This is a genomic window from Cognatishimia activa, assembly GCF_026016445.1.
Lineage (GTDB): Bacteria > Pseudomonadota > Alphaproteobacteria > Rhodobacterales > Rhodobacteraceae > Cognatishimia > Cognatishimia activa_B.
In genome coordinates, this window is the sequence record NZ_CP096147.1 from 1,714,050 (window position 1) to 1,734,756 (window position 20,707).

Annotated in this window: 20 protein-coding genes; 8 read left to right on the forward strand and 12 right to left on the reverse strand. The window is 55.4% G+C overall.

Going from position 1 to position 20,707, the window contains the following annotated elements:
* Positions 1-140: 140 nt before the first annotated feature.
* The 8 genes from M0D42_RS08545 to pdeM all read left to right on the forward strand — a co-directional run bounded on the left by M0D42_RS08545 (position 141) and on the right by pdeM (position 8,052).
* A complete protein-coding gene (locus tag M0D42_RS08545; protein ID WP_265018195.1) occupies positions 141-824 on the forward strand; it encodes a haloacid dehalogenase type II in 684 nt (227 codons plus the stop codon).
* Positions 824-1,654, forward strand: coding sequence for an alpha/beta fold hydrolase (locus M0D42_RS08550; RefSeq protein WP_265018196.1), 831 nt, complete (start codon positions 824-826; stop codon positions 1,652-1,654). Before M0D42_RS08545 ends, M0D42_RS08550 begins: the two co-directional genes overlap by 1 nt.
* Positions 1,655-1,750: 96 nt before the next feature.
* On the forward strand, positions 1,751-2,950 hold the full coding sequence (locus M0D42_RS08555) for an endonuclease/exonuclease/phosphatase family protein (RefSeq protein WP_265018197.1): 1,200 nt from the start codon (positions 1,751-1,753) through the stop codon (positions 2,948-2,950).
* 9 nt (positions 2,951-2,959) lie between these two features.
* Positions 2,960-3,745 (forward strand): alpha/beta fold hydrolase, encoded by a 786-nt coding sequence (locus tag M0D42_RS08560; RefSeq protein ID WP_265018198.1) that lies wholly within the window; start codon positions 2,960-2,962, stop codon positions 3,743-3,745.
* 20 nt (positions 3,746-3,765) lie between these two features.
* A complete protein-coding gene (locus M0D42_RS08565; protein ID WP_265018199.1) occupies positions 3,766-4,521 on the forward strand; it encodes a hypothetical protein in 756 nt (251 codons plus the stop codon).
* A gap of 83 nt (positions 4,522-4,604) precedes the next feature.
* Positions 4,605-4,928 carry an ArsR/SmtB family transcription factor gene (locus tag M0D42_RS08570; RefSeq protein WP_265018200.1) on the forward strand — a complete coding sequence of 108 codons (324 nt, stop codon included), beginning with the start codon at positions 4,605-4,607 and terminating at the stop codon, positions 4,926-4,928.
* Between the two features lie 3 nt (positions 4,929-4,931).
* On the forward strand, positions 4,932-7,337 hold the full coding sequence (locus M0D42_RS08575) for a ligase-associated DNA damage response DEXH box helicase (RefSeq protein ID WP_265018201.1): 2,406 nt from the start codon (positions 4,932-4,934) through the stop codon (positions 7,335-7,337).
* A 40-nt stretch (positions 7,338-7,377) separates the two neighbouring features.
* On the forward strand, positions 7,378-8,052 hold the full coding sequence (gene pdeM, locus M0D42_RS08580; protein ID WP_265018202.1) for a ligase-associated DNA damage response endonuclease PdeM: 675 nt from the start codon (positions 7,378-7,380) through the stop codon (positions 8,050-8,052).
* Here the strand turns inward: pdeM and M0D42_RS08585 are convergent.
* The 12 genes from M0D42_RS08585 to tolR form a co-directional block, all read right to left on the reverse strand.
* Positions 8,000-8,842, reverse strand: coding sequence for a LytTR family DNA-binding domain-containing protein (locus M0D42_RS08585; RefSeq protein WP_265018203.1), 843 nt, complete (start codon positions 8,840-8,842; stop codon positions 8,000-8,002). The two genes, pdeM and M0D42_RS08585, sit on opposite strands and share 53 nt — an antisense overlap.
* 174 nt (positions 8,843-9,016) lie before the next feature.
* A complete protein-coding gene (gene folD, locus M0D42_RS08590; protein ID WP_265018204.1) occupies positions 9,017-9,907 on the reverse strand; it encodes a bifunctional methylenetetrahydrofolate dehydrogenase/methenyltetrahydrofolate cyclohydrolase FolD in 891 nt (296 codons plus the stop codon).
* A 26-nt stretch (positions 9,908-9,933) separates the two neighbouring features.
* Positions 9,934-10,239, reverse strand: coding sequence for a chorismate mutase (locus tag M0D42_RS08595; RefSeq protein ID WP_265018205.1), 306 nt, complete (start codon positions 10,237-10,239; stop codon positions 9,934-9,936).
* A gap of 53 nt (positions 10,240-10,292) precedes the next feature.
* Positions 10,293-11,969 carry a formate--tetrahydrofolate ligase gene (locus M0D42_RS08600; protein WP_265018206.1) on the reverse strand — a complete coding sequence of 559 codons (1,677 nt, stop codon included), beginning with the start codon at positions 11,967-11,969 and terminating at the stop codon, positions 10,293-10,295.
* A gap of 341 nt (positions 11,970-12,310) precedes the next feature.
* Positions 12,311-12,997, reverse strand: a complete 687-nt coding sequence (locus M0D42_RS08605) for a hypothetical protein (protein WP_265018207.1) — start codon at positions 12,995-12,997, stop codon at positions 12,311-12,313.
* 129 nt (positions 12,998-13,126) lie between these two features.
* Entirely contained in the window at positions 13,127-15,043 is a 1,917-nt protein-coding gene (ftsH, locus tag M0D42_RS08610) for an ATP-dependent zinc metalloprotease FtsH (RefSeq protein ID WP_265018208.1), read from the reverse strand.
* A gap of 101 nt (positions 15,044-15,144) precedes the next feature.
* Positions 15,145-16,377, reverse strand: coding sequence for a tRNA lysidine(34) synthetase TilS (tilS, locus tag M0D42_RS08615; protein ID WP_265018209.1), 1,233 nt, complete (start codon positions 16,375-16,377; stop codon positions 15,145-15,147).
* Positions 16,368-17,183 carry a tol-pal system protein YbgF gene (gene ybgF / locus M0D42_RS08620; RefSeq protein ID WP_265018210.1) on the reverse strand — a complete coding sequence of 272 codons (816 nt, stop codon included), beginning with the start codon at positions 17,181-17,183 and terminating at the stop codon, positions 16,368-16,370. Before ybgF ends, tilS begins: the two co-directional genes overlap by 10 nt.
* A gap of 13 nt (positions 17,184-17,196) precedes the next feature.
* Entirely contained in the window at positions 17,197-17,715 is a 519-nt protein-coding gene (gene pal, locus M0D42_RS08625; RefSeq protein WP_265018211.1) for a peptidoglycan-associated lipoprotein Pal, read from the reverse strand.
* Positions 17,716-17,805: 90 nt separating this feature from the next.
* Entirely contained in the window at positions 17,806-19,137 is a 1,332-nt protein-coding gene (gene tolB / locus M0D42_RS08630) for a Tol-Pal system beta propeller repeat protein TolB (protein ID WP_265018212.1), read from the reverse strand.
* Positions 19,134-20,225: an energy transducer TonB gene (locus M0D42_RS08635; RefSeq protein ID WP_265018213.1), complete on the reverse strand. Its 1,092-nt coding sequence runs from the start codon at positions 20,223-20,225 to the stop codon at positions 19,134-19,136. The genes tolB and M0D42_RS08635 overlap by 4 nt, the downstream gene beginning before the upstream one ends.
* Before the next feature lie 11 nt (positions 20,226-20,236).
* Positions 20,237-20,704: a protein TolR gene (gene tolR / locus M0D42_RS08640; RefSeq protein ID WP_265018214.1), complete on the reverse strand. Its 468-nt coding sequence runs from the start codon at positions 20,702-20,704 to the stop codon at positions 20,237-20,239.
* Between the last annotated feature and the right edge of the window lie 3 nt (positions 20,705-20,707).

Here is a 20,707-nt window from a genome sequence, read left to right on the forward strand (position 1 = left end):
TGTCCTAACCTAGGGTTTCGCCCAATATCACTTGATATGACTGGGCCTAAAGCGCGCACCCTACTCTGACGCACCGTCATTGCCAACCGGATGATTGACTTTCCCTTACACACCGCCAAGTTGGGATCAGGAGGGCCAAAATGACCATCACCACCTGTATTTTTGATGCCTATGGCACTTTGTTTGACGTCTCAGCTGCAGCGCGAGAAGCCGCACAGGAGCCAGGGTATGAGGCCTTGGTCGATACCTGGCCCAAAGTGGCGTCAGATTGGCGACTTAAGCAGCTGCAGTACACTTGGCTGCGTGCAATCACCAAAGAGCACACCGATTTCTGGCAAGTCACGCAGGATGGATTGGACTGGGCGCTAGAAGCTTCTGGGCTGAGCGATCCAAAACTACGGGAGCGGTTGTTGCAGCTCTATTGGGAGCTTTCCGCCTACCCCGAAGTACCGGCAATGCTGCAGGCCCTGAAAGACAAGGGGCTGAACACGGCCATCCTCTCAAATGGCGAGCCCAAAATGTTGCAAGCGGCCATTGACAGTGCCGGTATTGGGGATGTCTTGGATGACTGCCTCAGCGTCGAGGACGTCGGAATTTTCAAGCCCGATTCCCGTGTCTACGATCTGGTTCTAAAACGTTTTAACTGTCAGCCTGCAGAAGTCCTTTTTGCGTCGTCCAATGGCTGGGACGCGGCAGGTGCGACGGGATTTGGGTTTCAAACTGTCTGGGTCAATCGCGCAAAGGAGCCGGTTGATCGCTTGCCTCACCATCCACAGCATCTATTGTCCGACCTAACTGACATTCCTGCACTTACGGATTCCTGATGCCTAACTTCAAAACGACCGATGGTTTGACGCTCTACTTCACGGATTGGGGCGAAGGAGTACCTGTGCTCTGCCTCTCAGGACTCAGCCGAAACTCCAGTGATTTCAGTTACATTGACGATCATCTTCAAGGTGTTCGCCTGATCAAAATGGATTATCGCGGGCGCGGCCGCTCCGATTGGGCAGAGGACTTCACGACCTACAACATCCCTCGCGAAAGCATGGATGCGCTGGAATTGATGGATCATCTTGGCATCGAGAAATTTGCCGTGCTTGGCAGCTCGCGAGGCGGGCTATGCGCCATGACAATTGGAGCTTTCGCGAAAGAGCGCTTACTGGGCGTTGCCTTCAATGACATTGGGCCAGAGATCGATCCACGCGGTCTGCAATTCATAAATGTATATCTTGGGTGCCCCCCTACTTGGAAAACTCTGTCTGAAGCCACGGAAAAACGCGCCAGAGCCATGACGACCTTTAAGAACGTTCCAGAGGCCCGCTGGCGTGAAGAAGTCGAAAAGCTCTATCGGCAATCCGAAAACGGATTGGCGTTGACCTATGACCCAAAGCTTCGAGATGCGGTGATGGAAGCACAAAAGCAGGAAGCACCCGATCTTTGGCCCTTCTTCACTGCGTTTTCTGACATCCCGGTGACCGTGATCCGCGGCGAAGGTTCAGATATTTTAAGCGCCGAGACGTTTGCAAAGATGGCCGAAGCCATGCCCAGCGCCATCATGGCCGAAGTCAAAGATCGCGGTCATATCCCCTATCTGGATGAACCTGAATCTCTTGCGGCGCTGCGAGAATGGATCACTCAACTCAAGGCCGCATAGACCTCTGACAAAATCTGTCAGCAAAAGCAGAATGCCGGTTTGTAATGTTCAGGCAGTGGGTTAACTTCACCTCGAACAAGTATTTTCTGGTGCCCTATGACCCGTTTCACGATTGCCTCATTCAATGTCAAAAACCTGATTGGAGCTGATAAAGAATACTATCGGTTCCAAAGCTATACGCCTGAGGAATACGCTTGGAAGGTCGATTGGATGGCGGATCAGCTGCTGTCGATGGACGCGGATATTGTCGGCTTTCAGGAAATTTTCGAAGAAGAGGCCCTGACGGATGTCATCTCTGAGGCCGACCGTCGCGGAGCGGAACTGAATGACGCGGTCATTCCCGGACGTGACAAACGCTATCACCGCAAAGCCATCTTCAAAAAACTCGGGTTTGATGGCTATAAAGACGCCGCTGTAGCCTTCGCGCCCAATATCAACGACACCGGAGAGCCTGGCAAACGCCGTCCGGGTGTCGCTGTCCTGAGCCGCTTTGGTTTTGCGGAAAAGCCTGAGATCATCCAGGAACTTGCAGAGCCCGTTCAAATCCCTTTTCAGGAACTTGGCGGAGGTGATGCCGGGCATTTTGAGATCACGAAGATCAGTCGCCCGATCCTGAAGGTCCGCATTCCTGTTGGGGATCAGGTTGTGACGGTCTTCAATTGCCATCTGAAATCCAAACTGGGGGAATTCATCACCCCCGAAGGCGCGGAATTCCCACCAGAGGCGGATCTCACCCAATATGATGCTGTTGGGCGCGCGCTCGGCTCAATGCGAGCTGCAGTCCGTCGTATGGCGGAGGCCTGGGTGTTGCGCAGGGCAATAGTGGAGGAACTCGAACTTGGCCGCCCTGTTATGGTCACCGGCGATTTCAATGACGGCGAACATGCCGTCAGTTCCGAAATCATCTCTGGAGAGGCCCCGTTTAAGAATTATGCCTGGATGCTACGCCATGATGCAGAAACCCCGCGTGATCGCTACAGCGAAGAGGAAGACACCAAAATCCGAGCCGCCCTGCTGAAACTGCAACTGACTCCTGCCGAAAAGTTCTTTGTTCGCAAGAGCCTACGCGACATGGTTTATACGACCGCTTTTGGCGGCGTGCATGAAAGCATCGACCAGATTTACCTCAGCCGTCACTTCAATCCTGAAAATCCACAGGCTGTTGGTGAGATGGAATATTTTAGTGTGTTCAATGACCATTTGACGGATGGCAGCCACCCAGAAGCGCCTTATAATAAGCTGGCCTCTGACCATGGTCAGATCATGGCGCATATGCGGATCGGCAAAGCAGACTAAGAACAGACGATGACTTCAGGCAAAGGCGAGATCGCCCTCAACGTCCAACATTCCGGGCCAAAAATCGGCGCTCCGATTGTCTTGTTGCACACTTTTGGTGGTGACCTGCACCTATGGGACGCGGTTCTGCCGCTCCTACCCGAAACACTGCATGTGATCCGCATGGACTTGCGCGGGCATGGGGCTTCTGACTGCCCTGCTCCACCCTACTCTATGGGTGCCATGATCAAAGATGTTGAGATGGTCCTAGAGCGGGAGAAAATCCGCGATGCTGTCGTCGTTGGCGTGGGGCTTGGTGGCATGATTGCTCAGGGGCTTGCGGTGAAACGGCTGGATCAGGTGCGAGGGCTTGTCCTGTGTAATACCGCTGCCAAGATCGGCCATCCGCCCCATTGGCAGGCCATGATTGATGAGATCACCGAGGGTGATCAGGCAAAGCTTGCTTTGCGGATGATGCAAATCTGGTTTCACCGTGCAGCCCTGACGAATGGTCAGCACGAAGACATTCTGGAATCCTTTATCAACACTGCATCAGATGGCTTGGCAGGCAGCTTTGCAGCGCTGATGGGCACAGATTTCTACACACCAACCAGTGGCCTGCGTCTGCCTTGCCTTGGCATCGGTGGCGCAGAGGATCGCTTTGTCCCGCAAGATATGACCCGTGAGACCGTGGGGCTGATCCCCGGATCAGATTTCGCCCTCCTGCGCAAATCCGGTCACCTGCCGCCAATTGACCAACCCGAAGCTTTTGCGGAGGCCGTGACAGGTTTTCTCAAGCGCATCGGCCACGCTTAAACGCAGATAACGAGAGACCTATGGCCGCTTCCATCTTTGACAGCCCTATGTTTGTGACCTCTTTCCCTACAGGAGAAGCTGCACGCCTCTTCAGTGACAGCGCCGCGGTGCGTGCGGTTCTCTTGGTCGAAGGATCATTGGCAAAAGTTCAGGGAGAATTGGAGATTGTCCCTGAAGATTCAGCCTTCTTCATCCATCGCAGTGGCATGGAAGTGCAGATCGACCCAGCTGGTCTGGCGGCAGACATGCTCACGGGGGGCTTTGCTGAGGCTGTCGCCAAAGCCTTTGCCAAAGCGATGGAGGCACCAGAGCACTCCAAATTCATCCTGCACGATGTGAACCCCGATGAGATTGAAGCCGTCGCATTGGCTCTCCGCATACGTCAGTTCCTGAGCTATTGCGATAAGCGTATAGCAGAGATTGAGAACGGCCAAATCGACAAGGCGGCCATGACCGCTGCTTTGAGCGAAGCACGTTCTTCTGCCATTGGCCTTCACATGAGCGCCGGTTTGAACGTCGCGAAACCACTGGCGGATGCTCTGCGCCTACCTCTGTGTGAGCAACCGATGCAGCCCGAAGCAGTTTCTGCCGCTGCTGCTTTGATCTGCAATAGGTTGTCTGAGGCCTACCCAGATTGCACCAGTCTAGGGCAACTGCATCTATTGAGTAGCGGTCTTAATGAGACAATCACGAAAGACCCGGCGCATATGCTTTCGATTTGCCTGCCTCAAGCCTGTCTTTGCGCGGCCTCAGCATTGGAAATCGTTTCTCGCTAGATCAGGTGTAGTTAGAAGAACCAAGCTCGCGCTCAATCCTGTACCGTGGTATCACTCTCAAAAGACCAAGGACCAAGGCCCCGATGCAGAAAGTGCAGATCCCAGCCGAAGATATGGCGCGCAACGCAGAAGCCGCTGCGAGCTATTTGAAAACCCTCGCACATGGTGGGCGTTTGATGATCCTTTGCCATCTGAGCGGTGGTGAAAAATCAGTGGGTGAGCTGGAAGGTCTGTTGGACTTGCGGCAGGCCGCCGTGAGCCAGATGCTGGCACGCCTGCGGGATGAGGGCTTCGTCTCGACCCGGCGCGACGGTAAGGCCATCTACTATTCTCTGAAAGACGCGCGCACTGCAGAGGTCATCGGCATGATGTACCGCCTCTTCTGCGCGCCTGCGGACACGCAATAACACATGCCCACGCTGCCGAAGCGATTTGACGCTTGGTTTGCCAGCAAAGGCTGGCACATTCATCCGCATCAGCAGGAGATGCTCGATCGCGCGGATGACCCTTCGCTAATGCTGATTGCCCCGACAGGGGGCGGTAAAACATTGGCCGGCTTTCTCCCAACACTCGTTGATCTCTCTGAAGTGTCTCATGAGGGTATGCACACGCTTTATGTCTCGCCCCTGAAGGCTTTAGCGGCAGACATCAAACGCAACCTGCGCACGCCCGTGGATGAGTTGAGGCTCGATATTCGGATCGAGGACCGCACCGGGGATACATCGAACTTTCAAAAGAAACGCCAGCGCGCTGACCCGCCGCATATCCTGCTGACCACACCAGAAAGTCTTGCCCTACTGACAAGCTATGAAGATGCCGAGCGCACCTTCAAGGGCCTGAAACGCGTGGTGGTCGATGAAATCCATGCACTGGCGGAAAGCAAGCGCGGCGACCAACTGATGCTGGCCTTGGCACGCCTTCAAGCGATCTGCCCTGATCTGCGCCGTGTCGGGCTTTCAGCCACCGTCGATAACCCCGATGAAATCGCCGGGCTATTGGCGCGGCATCCTGACCCTTGCGACATCCTCCACGCAGACCCCGGCCCTGATCCTGACATCGCGATGCTGATCACCGAGGAAGCCCCTCCTTGGGCGGGTGGTGGCGCGGCCTATGCGATCCCAGCGGTGCTGGAGCAGATCAAACAGCATAAGACCACACTTATCTTTCACAACACCCGCGCGCAGGCTGAAATCTTCTTTCACAAGCTCTGGCTTGCCAATGAGGACGGGCTGCCGATTGGCATTCATCATGGCAGTCTGGATCGCGAACAGCGCCAAAAGGTCGAAGCTGCCATGGTGCGCGGTGATCTGCGGGCGATTGTCTGCACAGGGAGCCTTGATCTGGGCATCGACTGGGGGGACGTGGACCTGGTGATCCAGATCGGCGCACCCAAGAATGTGAAACGGCTTGTCCAGCGCATTGGCCGCGCCAATCACCGTTACAATGCGCCCTCCAAGGCGCTATTGGTGCCTGCCAACCGGTTTGAAGTCGTGGAGTGTACCGCCGCTTTGCAAGCGGTCTTAGAGCGCGATCTGGACGGTGAAACGCGTGGCGCTGGTCCCTTGGATGTCCTCTGTCAGCATATCTTGTTGCGCGCGGCCTCCGGGCCCTTCCAAGCAGATGAGCTTTTTGCAGAGATGTCCTCGGTTGGTGCCTTCGCTGACATGACACGCGAGGCTTTTGACGCCTGTCTCGATTTCTGCGCCACCGGCGGATACGCCCTTCGCGCCTATGATCAATGGCAACGCCTGCAACAGCGCCCCGATAGAGCGTGGCAACTCCGTGATCCGCGCACCGCCGCGAAAATCCGTATGAATGCAGGCACCATTCAGGACAGCGACCTTTTGAAGGTGCGGATGAAGCGCAGCCGTGGTGGCAAACCACTTGGTGAGGTCGAGGAATATTTCGCAGCCTCATTGCTGCCCGGAGACACCTTTCTGATTGGTGGGCAAATCGTGAAATACGAAGGCCTGCGCGAAATGACTGTAGAAGTCAGCAAAGATGCGCGCAAAAAGCCCAAGGTCGCGGTCTTTGGCGGCACAAAGTTCTCAACTTCCACCCAGCTGTCCCAACGTATCCTCCGCCTGTTTCAGCAAGAGACATGGCCTGATTTGCCAAGGCACACAGCTGAATGGCTGACCTTGCAGCGAGAGATATCTGAGCTCCCGCAACCCGGCCGGTTGCTGATCGAAAGCTTCCCCCACAATGGGCGCAATCATCTCTGCGTTTATGGATTTGCCGGGCGCAATGCGCAGCAAACGCTTGGGCTACTGCTGACCAAACGCATGGAAGAGCTGGGGCTCGCACCGATGGGTTTTGTCTCGACCGATTATGCAACGTTGATCTGGGGCATCGATGCGGTCACTGATCCTGCACCACTTTTGGATAGAGATGCGCTGCATGACGGGCTCGATGGGTGGCTTGCCGGCAACGCTTTGATGAAGCGCACCTTTCGGGGCGTTGCGACCATTGCGGGGCTAATCGAGCGCAATACGCAAGGGCAGCGCAAGTCTGGGCGGCAGGCGACATTTTCCAGCGACATCCTCTATGATACGCTGCAGAAATACGACCCAGATCATTTGCTGATGCGCATCACGCGTGACGAAGCCATGCGCGGCATGGTCGATTTCTCGCGCATTGATGAAATGCTGGATCGGGTCGCAGACCGGATTGATCACATTACTCTGGAGCATGTCACGCCGCTGGCAGCGCCGCTTTTATTGGAGGTCGGCAAAGTCACTGTGGCAGGCAGTGCCGAAGAGCGGCTTCTGGCGGAAGAGGAAGCCGCTTTAATGGAGACAGCCGGGCTTGCCTAATCGCTTGTCATGACCTCGGAATCAGGTCACCAATGAGCGCATGAAAACCGTGGATTTCTCTTTGGCTGGTGTGCAGCTCACAGCGCTTGGATCGGGCGCGCTGTGGTGGCAGGATAAAAGCCTGCTTTGCATTTCAGACCTACATCTGGGGAAATCAGAACGCATCCTGCGCCGGGGTGGCAGCGCCTTGCCGCCTTATGACACGCGCGACACGCTGATCCGACTTGAACAAGACCTGCGCTTCACCAATGCGGAAACGGTTGTCTGTCTGGGTGACAGTTTTGATGATCTGGAGGTGCTTGACGCCATGCCAGAGAGCGAAAGCAATTGGATCAACCGCCTGCAAGCGGGACGGCGCTGGGTTTGGATTGAAGGCAACCACGATCCGGGACCGGTTGAACTGCCCGGCAGTCACCTCGCAGAACTGCCACTACCACCGCTGACCTTCCGTCACATCGCAGAAACAGGCAAAAGCGGTGAAATCTCTGGGCATTACCATCCAAAGGTGCGCGTACAAACACGGCTGCGCGGCATTTCCCGGCCTGCTTTCTTATTTGATGCAGATCGCGTGATTATGCCTGCCTATGGCACCTACACGGGCGGATTGCGCAGTACGGAAGCAGTTCTGAGTGAGCTGATGCGTCCAGAGGCAAAAGCCATTGTTACTGGACAGACACCTCGGATTGTTCCCCTGCCCCGTCAAGCGAAACGCTAATGGCCAATTGTTCGACATCGGCGCGGTAATTCCGGCTGACCGGCACGCGATCTCCATTTTTGAGCAGCAAATAGACTTTGCCCTGCTCTTTGAGCACGCCCTGCATGGCACTTTGCGCGACCCAGTGCGAGCGATGGACCAAAGTCCCTTCCACACCGTCCATTTCTGAAATCGCATCGCGCAGCCGCATACGGATTGGGTGCTCTCCCGCAGCGGTCAATACATGCACAAAGTGATCGTTCGCAGACAGGCGCAGGACCTCAGTGTCTTTGAGTTCTGGCAGCCGCTCCATCAGTCGTGGCTTCAAGCTTACCTGCGTTATCGAACTATGCGGGGGCAACTCAATCGCAGTCGCTACGCTTGATTTGGATGTCTCAAGTACCGCATTCATAAAAATCGACCGCGCAAGCAACACCGCAAAAAAGACAAAGCCCACCCAGCCCATGAGCTGCAGATACGGGGCGGAACTTGCACGTTCAGGACTAAAGAGACGCGATAACCAGAACACATCTGTGGTGATGAACAGCGTCCCAAGTGTACCGGCCATCATCCGGCTCTTGGTGTTTTCCCCATCGTCAAAGACCATACGTGTCAGAGCATGCGCAAGATACCCCAGCAGAATGGAGCTCGTTGTTACAAGCGGCCAATAGGCACACCGCGACGCAAAACTCATACTTTCAAATGTTCCAAAGGGCCCCGCCAAAATCGAGCCAATGGAGGCAATCGCCCAAATTGAAATAGTCAGTTTTGAGAACAGCGATTTATAAGTGTCTTTGAATGTATCAATCATTGAACTCTGCACGGCCCCGGATGCATGTAATATTATCACGTCAAATTAACGCTTTGTCTATCAGAGCGCGAAAATGGGTCAAATGAATTGGGAATTTCCGACAGGAATTCCCCAAAACGTGAAAAGCGCCGGTGATCTCTCACCGACGCTTCAAAATGCAAGCAGCGATCTCTTTTAGGCGGTCAGGCCTTCTGGCTCTGCCAGACCGTTTGCGCGGCAGCAGGCCGTCACGGTGTTTGCCAAGAGGCAAGCGATGGTCATTGGGCCAACACCACCTGGAACAGGTGTGATGGCGCCAGCGCGTTCGGCGCAGGATGCGAAGTCCACGTCGCCAACCAGTTTGTTTTTACCGTCGCGTTCGATGCGGTTGATGCCCACATCAATTACAGTCGCGCCTTCTTTGATCCAGTCGCCTGGAACCATTTCAGGGCGGCCAACAGCAGCAACTACGATGTCTGCGCGGCGGACAACTTCTGGCAGGTCTTTGGTGCGGGAATGCGCGATCGTCACGGTGCAGCTGTCGCCCAGCAGCAGTTGCGCCATCGGCTTACCAACGATGTTGGAGCGACCGATGACAACCGCGTCCATGCCGGACAGGGAGCCGTGGTAATCACGCAGCATCATCAGGCAGCCCAGTGGTGTACATGGCACCATGGATTTCTGACCAGTGCCCAAAAGACCCACGTTTGAGATGTGGAATCCATCGACGTCTTTCTCAGGCGCAATGGAGTTGATGATCAGGTCTTCGTTCAGGTGACCCGGCAGCGGTAGCTGAACCAGAATACCGTGCACATTTGGATCGTTGTTCAGCTTCTCAACAACCGCCAGCAGATCCTCTTCAGAGGTGTCCGCGTCCATCTTGTGCTCATAGCTGTTCATGCCTGCTTCGACGGTCTGTTTGCCCTTGGAGCGCACATAGACTTGGGAAGCTGGGTCTTCGCCGACCAGCACAACCGCCAGACCCGGGGTGATGCCATGCTCTTCTTTCAAGCGGGCGACATGGCCTGCGACTTTCTCGCGAACGGTCGCCGCAAAGGCTTTGCCGTCGATAATATTTGCTGTCATCACTCTCTCCTTGCGGACGATGCCAATTATTTGCGGCCCAGACCGGTTTCTTCCCGATCAATGGACCAATCAATCACCTGACGCCAAAGCTTTTCGATCAAGTCAGGGTCCAAGCCCTGTACTTCAGCTTCGCGTCGCGCATTCACAACAACCTCTTCCACGCGTTCGGGAATGCGGGCTGGCCAGCCGTTCCCTTGCTTCAGTTCGGTTGCTCGATCGATGAACGCCGCCCGCTCCTTGAAGAGCTGAACCAGTTTCTTGTCCAATGCGTCGATGCCCGAACGGACCTCTTCCATTGATGAACAATCATGTGGTTTTTTGGGTGTGGTCATCTGAGTCTCCTGCGGCCCGAAAGCTCTCGGACCGCAGTAGCTTTTCTAGGGGCTTAGAACAAGCCTTCGATCTGACCTTCTTCGTTCAGGCGGATCGATTCTGACGCTGGTTTGCGTGGCAGACCTGGCATGGTCATGATCTCACCGCAAACAACCACAATGAAGCCTGCACCCGCAGAGAGGCGAACTTCACGCACTGGAACGGAGTGACCAGTTGGCGCGCCGCGCAGGTTTGGATCAGTGGAGAAGGAATACTGGGTTTTCGCCATGCAAACCGGCAGGTTGCCGTAGCCCGCTTCTTCCCATTCTTTCAACTGATTGCGGATCTTCTTGTCAGCCAGAACTTCGTCTGCGCGGTAGATACGCTTCGCGATGGTTTCGACTTTCTCAAAGAGCGGCATATCGTCTGGGTAGATCGGTGCAAAGTTTGCAGCATCTGCGTCAACGATTTCCACAACTTTTTCCGCCAGAGGTGCAGAGCCTTCAGAACCCAGCTCCCAGTGACGGGACAGAACCGCTTCGACACCGTGGGTTGCACAGTAGTCTTTAACAGCTTGTACTTCTGCATCTGTGTCAGTCACGAAGTGGTTGATCGCAACCACAACAGGCACGCCGAAGGACTTCACGTTTTCGATGTGACGGCCAAGGTTTGCACAACCGTTGTTCACGGCGTCAACGTTTTCCGCGCCCAGATCCGCTTTGGCAACGCCACCGTTCATTTTCATTGCGCGCACTGTCGCAACCAGAACAACCGCAGAAGGCGCGATGCCTGCTTTGCGGCATTTGATGTTCATGAACTTCTCGGCACCAAGGTCTGCACCAAAGCCCGCTTCGGTCACAACGTAGTCCGCGACTTTCAGCGCAGTCTTTGTTGCGATGACAGAGTTACAGCCGTGCGCGATGTTCGCGAATGGGCCGCCATGTACGAAGGCTGGATTGTTTTCCAGAGTTTGCACCAGGTTTGGCTGCATCGCGTCTTTCAGCAGAACAGTCATAGCGCCTTCTGCTTTGATGTCGCGGCAGTAAACTGGTGTCTTGTCGCGACGGTAAGCAACAATGATGTCGCCCAGGCGTTTCTCAAGGTCTTGCAGATCGTTTGCCAGACACAGGATCGCCATAACCTCAGAGGCCACAGTGATGTCGAAACCAGTTTCACGTGGGAAACCGTTGGAAACGCCGCCCAGAGACGCAGTGATCTGACGCAGCGCGCGGTCGTTCATGTCAACAACGCGACGCCATGCGACGCGGCGGATGTCGATTTCCTGCTCGTTGCCCCAATAGATGTGGTTGTCGATCATCGCGGACAGCAGAGAGTGCGCGGATGTGATCGCGTGGAAGTCACCTGTGAAGTGCAGGTTCATTTCTTCCATAGGCACAACCTGTGCCATGCCGCCACCTGCAGCACCACCCTTCATGCCGAAGTTCGGGCCGAGGGAGGCTTCGCGAATACAGATCATCGCGTTTTTGCCGATGCGGTTCAGGCCGTCACCCAGACCAACCGTGGTTGTGGTTTTACCTTCACCAGCTGGTGTTGGGTTGATCGCTGTGACCAGAATCAGCTTGCCATCTTCTTTGTCTTTGACAGAGTTGATGAATTCCTGGCTTACCTTCGCCTTGTCGTGGCCATAAGGCAGCAGGTCATCGTTAGACATGCCGATTTTAGCGCCGATCTCTTGGATTGGCAGCTTGTTCGCTTCGCGAGCAATTTCAATATCTGATTTGTAGGCCATAACCGCATAACTCCTTCGGTGCGCCGCAACTTACGCATGGATTAGCCTGACACGATAGACAAGCAGGTTGAGAATACGACATTTCGCGATTAACTTGCGTCGTAAATCATATCCTATGTCGCGCATTGGAAACTTTGCTCATTGCTCCGCTAGGCATGCGCGAAATCTGTGGGTTCTTTCTAGAAACCTAGCAGAACAGAACAATCGACTGGCCCGAAGTCGTTCTGTCCTGTCGCTTTCTTAACATTATTTTGCGAACAGGTCCTGGCTGTTTTACCGAAGCCAGATGTGTCCGTGAAACCGCCTTCTTTAGCGCTCAACAGCGCGCGGAGGATAGCACTCTAAATAGTTCTAAGGGGTCGTCGATGGGGGTCAATCTGACTGCGCACAAACACGACCAATGCTGCGACCAAAGAAAAGGCAAAGCCGAACTCCATAATCTCTTCCATGTAACTGGCGACTGTCAAAGCAGCCGGAGCTAGCGTCAGGCCAATTGCAGACAGGTTGGCCTCGACCCCATCCAGAACAAGTGAGAGCGAAACAAAAACACCGCTCGCCGCCAAAATCAGCGCCCATGTGTCACCCTGGAAAAGCGCAGACAAGAACGGGCGTGCGCCATTCACCAACAAGCTAATGAGAGTGATAGCAATAACGCCCATAGCGCTCGCCGAAACAAGCTTTTGCCAAATCGGAACGGGTGCGCTGAATATTTCTGTTCTCAACAAACCCGGGTCGAACCACCAGTTTTGGAAATCCATCTCTCTGAGAGCCAAAAACGCAAAGACGTAAGGGATCGCCCAAAGCCTCACCAAGCCGCTCTTGTGAAACGAGCATCCGATCAAAGCGGCAAATGACAAGCAGACAAATGAGGAGAGTTCTAAAGCACCAAGCTCGGATTTAATCGCGACCTGCCAACCGCCGGACATCACATTGCCCACGATCAGCAAAATACAGATCGAAAGAAGCGCGCGTAAACTGCCACGCTGGAAAGCAACAGTGGCGATACTGGATTGTGCGGAAGTAACCATATTTTCCAAAGGCAACCGTCGGATAGGACGACCCCAGCTCCTAAGCTTTGACAACGTAGTGGGATATAGGAACGAAAAACCCCGGCCAAATAGGCCGGGGTATACGTTTTCGCTCTTTGCTACGTGCGTTTATGCAGACGGCTCAGGCTCCATGCCACCATCACCAGACTTGTCACGTGGCTTGGTTTTAGGGATCGCTGTCAAAGATGGTTTCTCATCTTTTTCCGGTGTTCCGCCTTCATCATCGTCAGCCTGTGGAGGCTCACCGTTCATGACCCGCTTGATCTCTTCGCCCGTCAGGGTTTCATATTCCAGAAGGCCCTGCGCCAGACGTTCCCACTCATCATTATACTTGGTGAGCAGCTCATGCGCACGGTCATAACCGGTTTGGATGAAGCGCTTCACTTCTTCCTCGATCAGAACCTTGGTGTCTGCAGAGACAGAGAAACCACCAGTGTTGCCTTGATAGCCTTCATGGGCTTCCGCGTAGTCGATGTTACCGACTTTGTCAGACATGCCCCAGCGCATCACCATGGCACGGGCCAGTTGGCTCGCCTGCTGGATGTCACCGGCTGGGCCGTTAGACACATGGTCTTCACCGTATTTGATGATTTCAGCGGCTTTACCCGCCATGGTCATCGCAAGCTTTTGCTCACATTCATCACGGTGCCAGTTCAGGCGGTCCATTTCAGGCAAGGAGACAACCATACCCAGCGCGCCGCCGCGTGGAATAATGGTGGCTTTATATACCGGATCGCATTCAGGCAGCTTTAGACCGACTACTGCGTGGCCCGCTTCGTGATAGGCAGTCTTCTCTTTCTGATCCTGCGTCAGAACCATAGAGCGACGTTCCGCCCCCATCATGACCTTGTCCTTGGCGGATTCAAAATCCTCCATGGTCACAAAGCGACGGCCCACACGTGCAGCCATCAACGCGGCTTCGTTTACGAGGTTCGCAAGATCAGCACCGGAAAAGCCAGGTGTACCGCGCGCGATGATGCGCAGGTCTACGTCTGGGCCCAGGGGGGTCTTGCGTGCGTGCACTGCGAGAATCTTCTCACGACCTTTGATGTCTGGGTTGCCCACAGTCACGTTACGATCAAAGCGGCCCGGGCGCAGCAGCGCTGGGTCCAACACGTCTTTACGGTTGGTTGCAGCAAGGATGATCACGCCTTCGTTTGCTTCAAAGCCGTCCATTTCGACCAGCAATTGGTTCAATGTCTGCTCGCGTTCGTCGTTACCACCGCCGTAGCCTGCGCCACGGTGACGGCCCACGGCGTCGATCTCGTCGATAAAGACAATACAAGGCGCGTTCTTCTTCGCCTGTTCAAACATGTCGCGGACACGGGATGCACCCACACCGACGAACATTTCAACAAAGTCGGAACCAGAGATTGTGAAGAATGGCACACCCGCCTCGCCCGCAATCGCGCGCGCCAGAAGGGTTTTACCAGTACCCGGAGGGCCAACAAGCAGCGCACCTTTCGGGATTTTGCCGCCCAGACGCGAGAATTTCTGCGGGTTGCGCAGGAATTCCACGATTTCTTCCAGCTCTTCTTTGGCTTCGTCGATGCCTGCTACGTCGTCAAAAGTCACACGGCCATGCTTTTCAGTCAGCATTTTGGCTTTGGATTTGCCAAAGCCCATCGCGCCGCCTTTGCCGCCGCCCTGCATGCGGTTCATGAAGTATATCCACACGCCAATCAGCAGCAGGAATGGCAGAAGGCTCAGGATAAAGGCCTGAAGCCCAGATTGCTCTTGGGATTTCGCGGCAACATTCACGTCGTTTGCGAGCAGCAAATCAGTGACGCGCGCGTCGTCTGGAGCGATGGTTACGTAGTCATTGCCATCTGATCCACGGTAAATGACCTGTTCACCATCCAAGGTGACGCTGCTCACAGCACCGTCTTCCACGGCGTCCACAAATTCAGAATAAGCGATATCGCGGCTCTGCAGGCTGCCGCTATTGCCACTGAACAGGTTGAACAGGGCCAGAATCAGCAGGATGAGCACAATCCAAAATGCAATATTGCGTGCGTTGCCCAAGGCAATTCTCCTCAAAGTCGATTGCAGCCGGTCCTGGCACAGCTGCCTTACCTGATAAATAGACATCAAACCGTCATGTTCAATGCGATAATGGCCCTAGTTCAAAGGCAATCCAGAAATTCTGGCGATTTCAGATGCGCCTGCCAACCCTCTGCCGCCCGCGCAAGCGGTGCCGCAATCAATTCCTCTCCCAGCCACACGCTGGGTGAAGCCATCAGGGATTTCCGCGGCAACGCCGATTCTCGCCAAAGTTCCAACTGTGTCAGACCGGGTTCTCCTAGCGCTTTAACTTGCATGCCCATCTGCCATGGCCCTTCAAGCATCCAGCGATCCCAACCGGGCGAATGCTCCGTGAGTTCCCGCACCGCATTGTATTCCCGCGCCAGACGTACCCGTGTTTTGCTGACCGATATAATACAGCCACCGAGGGCAAAGTTGCGCCCCTCGGTGATGGCCTGATCAAGCTCATCGACAGGCGCGCGCCGTGGGGCGTAGTCATTTTGGCCAATCCAGCTGATCGAAGCGACCAGCAGACGGCGACGTAGTTCTTTGGGCGCTTCAAGGAACGTGTTTCGTTCAAGCAGCAAATCACCGTCGACCTGTTGAATGCATTCCCCTGCGAGATTTCTGACGTCTGCCTCCAGCACCTCGCGCGCATCGCGCATATTTTGGGAGACACGCGCTAGGCTTTCAGCGGAAATGCCGATGCCTTCGAAAATCTCCATCGCGCGCCGTGCACGGACGCGTTGGAACATCTCGTTTTCATTGGAGGGATCTTCGCGCCACTCCCGACGATGACGTTTCAGGAACTGACGCAAGTCTTCGCGAGAGACCTCAAGCATGGGGCGCAAAAACCGCATGCCTTGTCGCTCAAAAGCAGCATCCATTCGCGCCAAACCATCAACCCCCGCCTCTCTGCCAAGGCGGATCAAGAAGGTTTCAGCCACATCATCTAAAGTGTGCCCGATCATAACGGCATGAAGCTTTCGGCGCTTGGCCCATTCGGCGATCAGGCTATAGCGTGCCTGGCGCGCTCGGTCCTGCAGATTGCCTTCGCCTTTCCAGCCCGTCCACCGCGCTGTCGCGTGGCGCACATCTTGGCCGGCACAGGCACGTTGAACGAATTCGGCTTCCGAGGCCGATTCAGCGCGAAGTCCATGGTCCACGGTGATGGCTTCCACCGTGTAACGCTCTCCAAGAGCGACAGACAAATAGAGCAACGCCATGGAATCGCCACCACCGGATACGGCGATACCGATCCGTGTCGCTCCGGCCTTGGCAATTTCGGATTTCAGGATCTCTAGTAGGTCGTTGTCAGTACGACCTAGCTGCATCCCAAGCTCTGCATCTGGTTTTGCGCCTCAAATGCAAACTCATGCCCCGGGTGGCGCACATCTACTTCATTCAGAGTAACGCAGGCCTCGTCAATTTGGCCAAGCTTGCCAAGAGCCGATCCCAACCGGAACAGTGCTTCAGGCGCAACACGGCTTTGCGGATAGCCGGAATAGCTTTCCAAATAGGCACGTGCCGCATCAGGCATGACGCCCGCCCCCTCCAGAGCTTCCCCGCGACGCAGATGTGCTTCCGCTTCCAGTGGGCTGCCCGGATAGGTCTGGCTAAAGGCTGCGAACTGATCGGCTGCAGAGCGGAAATCCTGCCCTTCCAAGGCGGCAAAGGCGCGATTGAAATCGGCCTCTTCGCCCACTGCGAGTTCGGTGTTCTCAGAAGGTGTTGTGGCTGGGCCCGAAGTTAGCTCGCCAAAATCACCACCAAGCGTAGTGGTTTCACCCAACTGGCTAAGATCGCCACCTTCGAGCTCCACAAGGCGAAACTCCAGATCGCCGATGCGGTTTGTGCCATCGCGTACAATCTCATCAATGCGGAATTCAAGCTGTTCTGTCTTGCCCGTAAGGCGTTGAACCTCGGACTCAATGGCATCCAAGCGTTCCAAAACAGATCCACCGGAAACGCTGCCCTGCGGGGCACCTGTGGTGGAGAGCTCGCGTTTCAGGCGCTGAATCTCGACATAAAGCACAGAGAGCTGCTGACGCACATCCGCCAGTGTCTCATCAGACTGCGCCGCCACAGTCAGTGGAGACACACTGCCCATCAAGGCAACAACAACAGCCAGAACTCGCATCTTTTGGTCTCCCTTAGCTCAGCAGACCTGCTGAGATCACAGTTACCGCTCGGCGGTTTTGTGAATAGCATGCCTCAGCTGAACAAATCTCAATCGGGCGTTCCTTGCCGAATGTCACGGTTTTCAGGCGATTGTTGGCAATGCCCTGGCTGACGAGGAATTCCTTCACAGCATTTGCGCGACGTGCGCCAAGGGCGAGGTTATATTCCCTTGTGCCCTGCTCGTCAGCGTGGCCTTCGATGATGGCCATGTAATCAGCGTTTGTGATTAGCCAATCCGCTTGCGCGGTCAAAACGGCGCGCCCCTGATCGGTCAGAGTGGATTGATCCACTTCAAAGAGCACGCGATCGCCGATCGTTTGCTGGAAGTAAGCTGGGCTTGTCGGGTCACTTGCGCTGCCCGGCTCGAATGCTCCGGTATTCGCACCTGCGCCGCCGCCAAACAGTCCACCACCCACGCCATTTGGGTTGGTACATGCGCTGACTGCCACGAATGCAAGAAGGAGGGCGGATTTACCTAGTTTACTCTTCATTGTTATGCTCCCGACGTTTGCGCCTCTAAGATGTTATTTGTGTTTGGTATTACCACAGGTCGTTAAGAAATAATATTCACTGTTGCCCGCTTACTGCTGCAAAGGGGACCAACTTGGGTCGGAGCCGCCGCCCTGTGTGCGCACAGGCTTCAGATTGCGGCCAGAGACATCCACGGAATAAAGCGATGCCGCCCCGTTTGCACCCTGTGTTTCGCGTGTGAACATGATGACACGGCCGTTTGGTGACCATGTTGGCCCCTCATCCAAGAAGCTTGCGGTCAGCAGGCGTTCCTCTGAGCCGTCGGTGCGCATAACGCCGATATGGAACCGGCCTTTGTTTTGTTTGGTGAAGGCAATCAAATCACCCCGCGGGCTCCAGACCGGCGTGCCGTACCGCCCTTGCCCAAAGCTGATGCGCTGCGCTTCGCCACCATTTGCGTTCATGACATAAAGCTGCTGGGTGCCAGAGCGGTCGCTCTCAAAGACAATCTTAGACCCTTCCGGGCTAAAGCTCGGCGCGGTTTCAATCGAAGGCGCTGAGGTCAGCCGCGTGCGTTTGCCGCTGGCGATGTTCATGCGATAGATATCGGTGTTGCCGCCATCGGTTACAGAGAAGACCACATCCAACCCGTCAGGTGAGAAGCGCGGCGCGAAGGTCATGTCGCCGGTCTGCGCTTCAAGCACGCGACGCGTGACAGAGCCGATATCCAGCACGAAAACACGTGGGAAACCTGTTTCATAAGATGTGTAAAGCACACGGTCGCCAGATGGGGAGAAGCGCGGCGCCAGAACGATATTATTGCTATCGGTCAGGAACTTCAGGTTCGCGCCGTCATAGTCCATAATCGCCAGGCGTTTTTTGCGGTCGTTCTTTGGTCCTGTCTCAGACACGTACACAACTCGGCTATCAAAATAACCGCTTTCACCAGTGATCCGCGAATAAACCGCGTCGGCAACCTTATGCGCCATACGACGCCAGCCATCTTGTGTGCCGCGGAAACGCAGCCCATTGCCGAGTTCTTGGCCTGCAAAGACGTCATAGACACGGAACTTTACAGCGATATTGCCAGACCCATCTACGCTGACGGCACCAGAGATCAGAGCCTGCGCATTGATGGCTTTCCAATCCGCGAACTGAACTGGAGAGGCAAAGTTTGTGATTGTGCTGATGAAAGCTTCTTCAGGGATCTCACGGAAGAGGCCCGTGCCAGAAAGGTCGGCAGCCACCACCCGCGCAATATCCTGCGCAATCTGATTGGCGCCTGCGTTTTCAGCGACAAAATCGGGTACCGCATAGGGCAATGGCTCGATCACACCATCGGTGATTTCAATCCGAAGGGGTCCGTTTTGTGCGGCCGCACTGGTCGGAGCCAAATGTACGCTGGTAAGGACCAGCGCCAGAGCCAAGAGTAGTTTTGTCATCTGCGCCTCATTTTCTCCGGATTAAACGTGATTTCCACATCACGCCAATGATCATATTTCTCGATCGGCAAATTATAGCCACCGCGCTGACAGCGTAAAATCGCACGTCGCGCAGATTCAAAGGCCGCAATGGCCGCATTTTCGTCGCCACCAGAGGCACTTAGCCGCCTCAGAGACCCACCAACGACCTTACCTTCGCGATCCAGTGACATTGCTACAGTCACCGTAACATTCGCGGCCTGGCTGCCAACGTCGACGACCCAGCACTCCTGCACCGAAATGCGTAGCGCATCTTTCTCCCCCTGCGTAAGTGGTGGACCGGATGGCGTTGCCGGCGTCTCGGCCAGAGCCTGCGCCAGGGCATCATTTACGCCGCTTTCGCGATCTGCTGTGTTGGTTTCTGGTTCTGAGCTTGGTTCGGGACGCTGCGAGGGTGTCGGACGACTGGGTCGCGCCTTAGGACGAATGGAGGATGTCACCGCACCAGATTTCGGTTCCGTCGGAATTTCAGGAGCCGCCTCTTCACGCGCGGTCTCTTCCTGCGCTTCTATCGTCTCGGTCTGACTTTCCGCTGGGGCCGTTGGCGCTTGATCAACGTCAGAAATCTGCACATCTGGTTCCGGTGTCGCAACCGCCTCTGGTGCAACACGTGTTACTGGGCGGGCAACGGGGCGCGGAGATTGTTCTGGCGCGATTTCAGGCTCTGCAGGCGGTGTGATTTCAGGCACCGTGTCCGTCAAATCCACCGGCGGCGAAGTTGGTTGCTCGACTTCAGGCGCGCTTTCTGGCTCAGGCGCCTCTGTCGGTTCTGGAGGGCGCGGAGGCGTTACAGGGTCGGGCTCCGCAATCACCGCAGGCGGGGCTTCGGAGAGCTCCGGTGCCACAGGAGTTTCGACTTCGTCCGCAGTTTGTGGTGGTAATTCGGAGTTCAGAAGTCGCTCAAATTGCTCCGTCGAAATGATATCGACGCCGGTCACAACCGGAGGCTCCGGTTCAGAGCTGAACACGCCTCCGAACAAGGCATATCCAATCAACAACGCATGCGCGCCACCGGATACGTAATGACCGATATTTAAGCGACTATCCAAGCGACCGGGCCTCAGCCATCCTGACCATCTAAGGTCGGCCCACCAATGTCTGTCACAAGACCAATGTCAGCAAATCCACCTGCATTCAGCGCACCCATGATCTGCACGACATTCTCATAAGGAATACCGCCATCAGCCCGTAGATAAACGCGGTCAGACGCCCGCTCCACCGCAATGGCACGCAGCTTGGGCACAAGCTCTTCCAAAGTGGTTGGCGTGGTCTGGATCATCACAATGCCATCTGCGGTGATAGTCACGGTCAGAGGTTCTTCCTGTTCACCCGGCAAAGGATTGGCGGCAGTCTTTGGCAGCTCAACCGGCACACCGACCGTGAGCAAAGGCGCGGCCACCATGAAGATGATCAAAAGAACCAGCATCACATCCACAAAGGGCGTGACGTTGATCTCTGCCATCGGCTGGCTGCGCGTGCGTCGGCTACGACGTCCCCCGCCCTTCTTTTTGATGACACCCGCACCCATGGG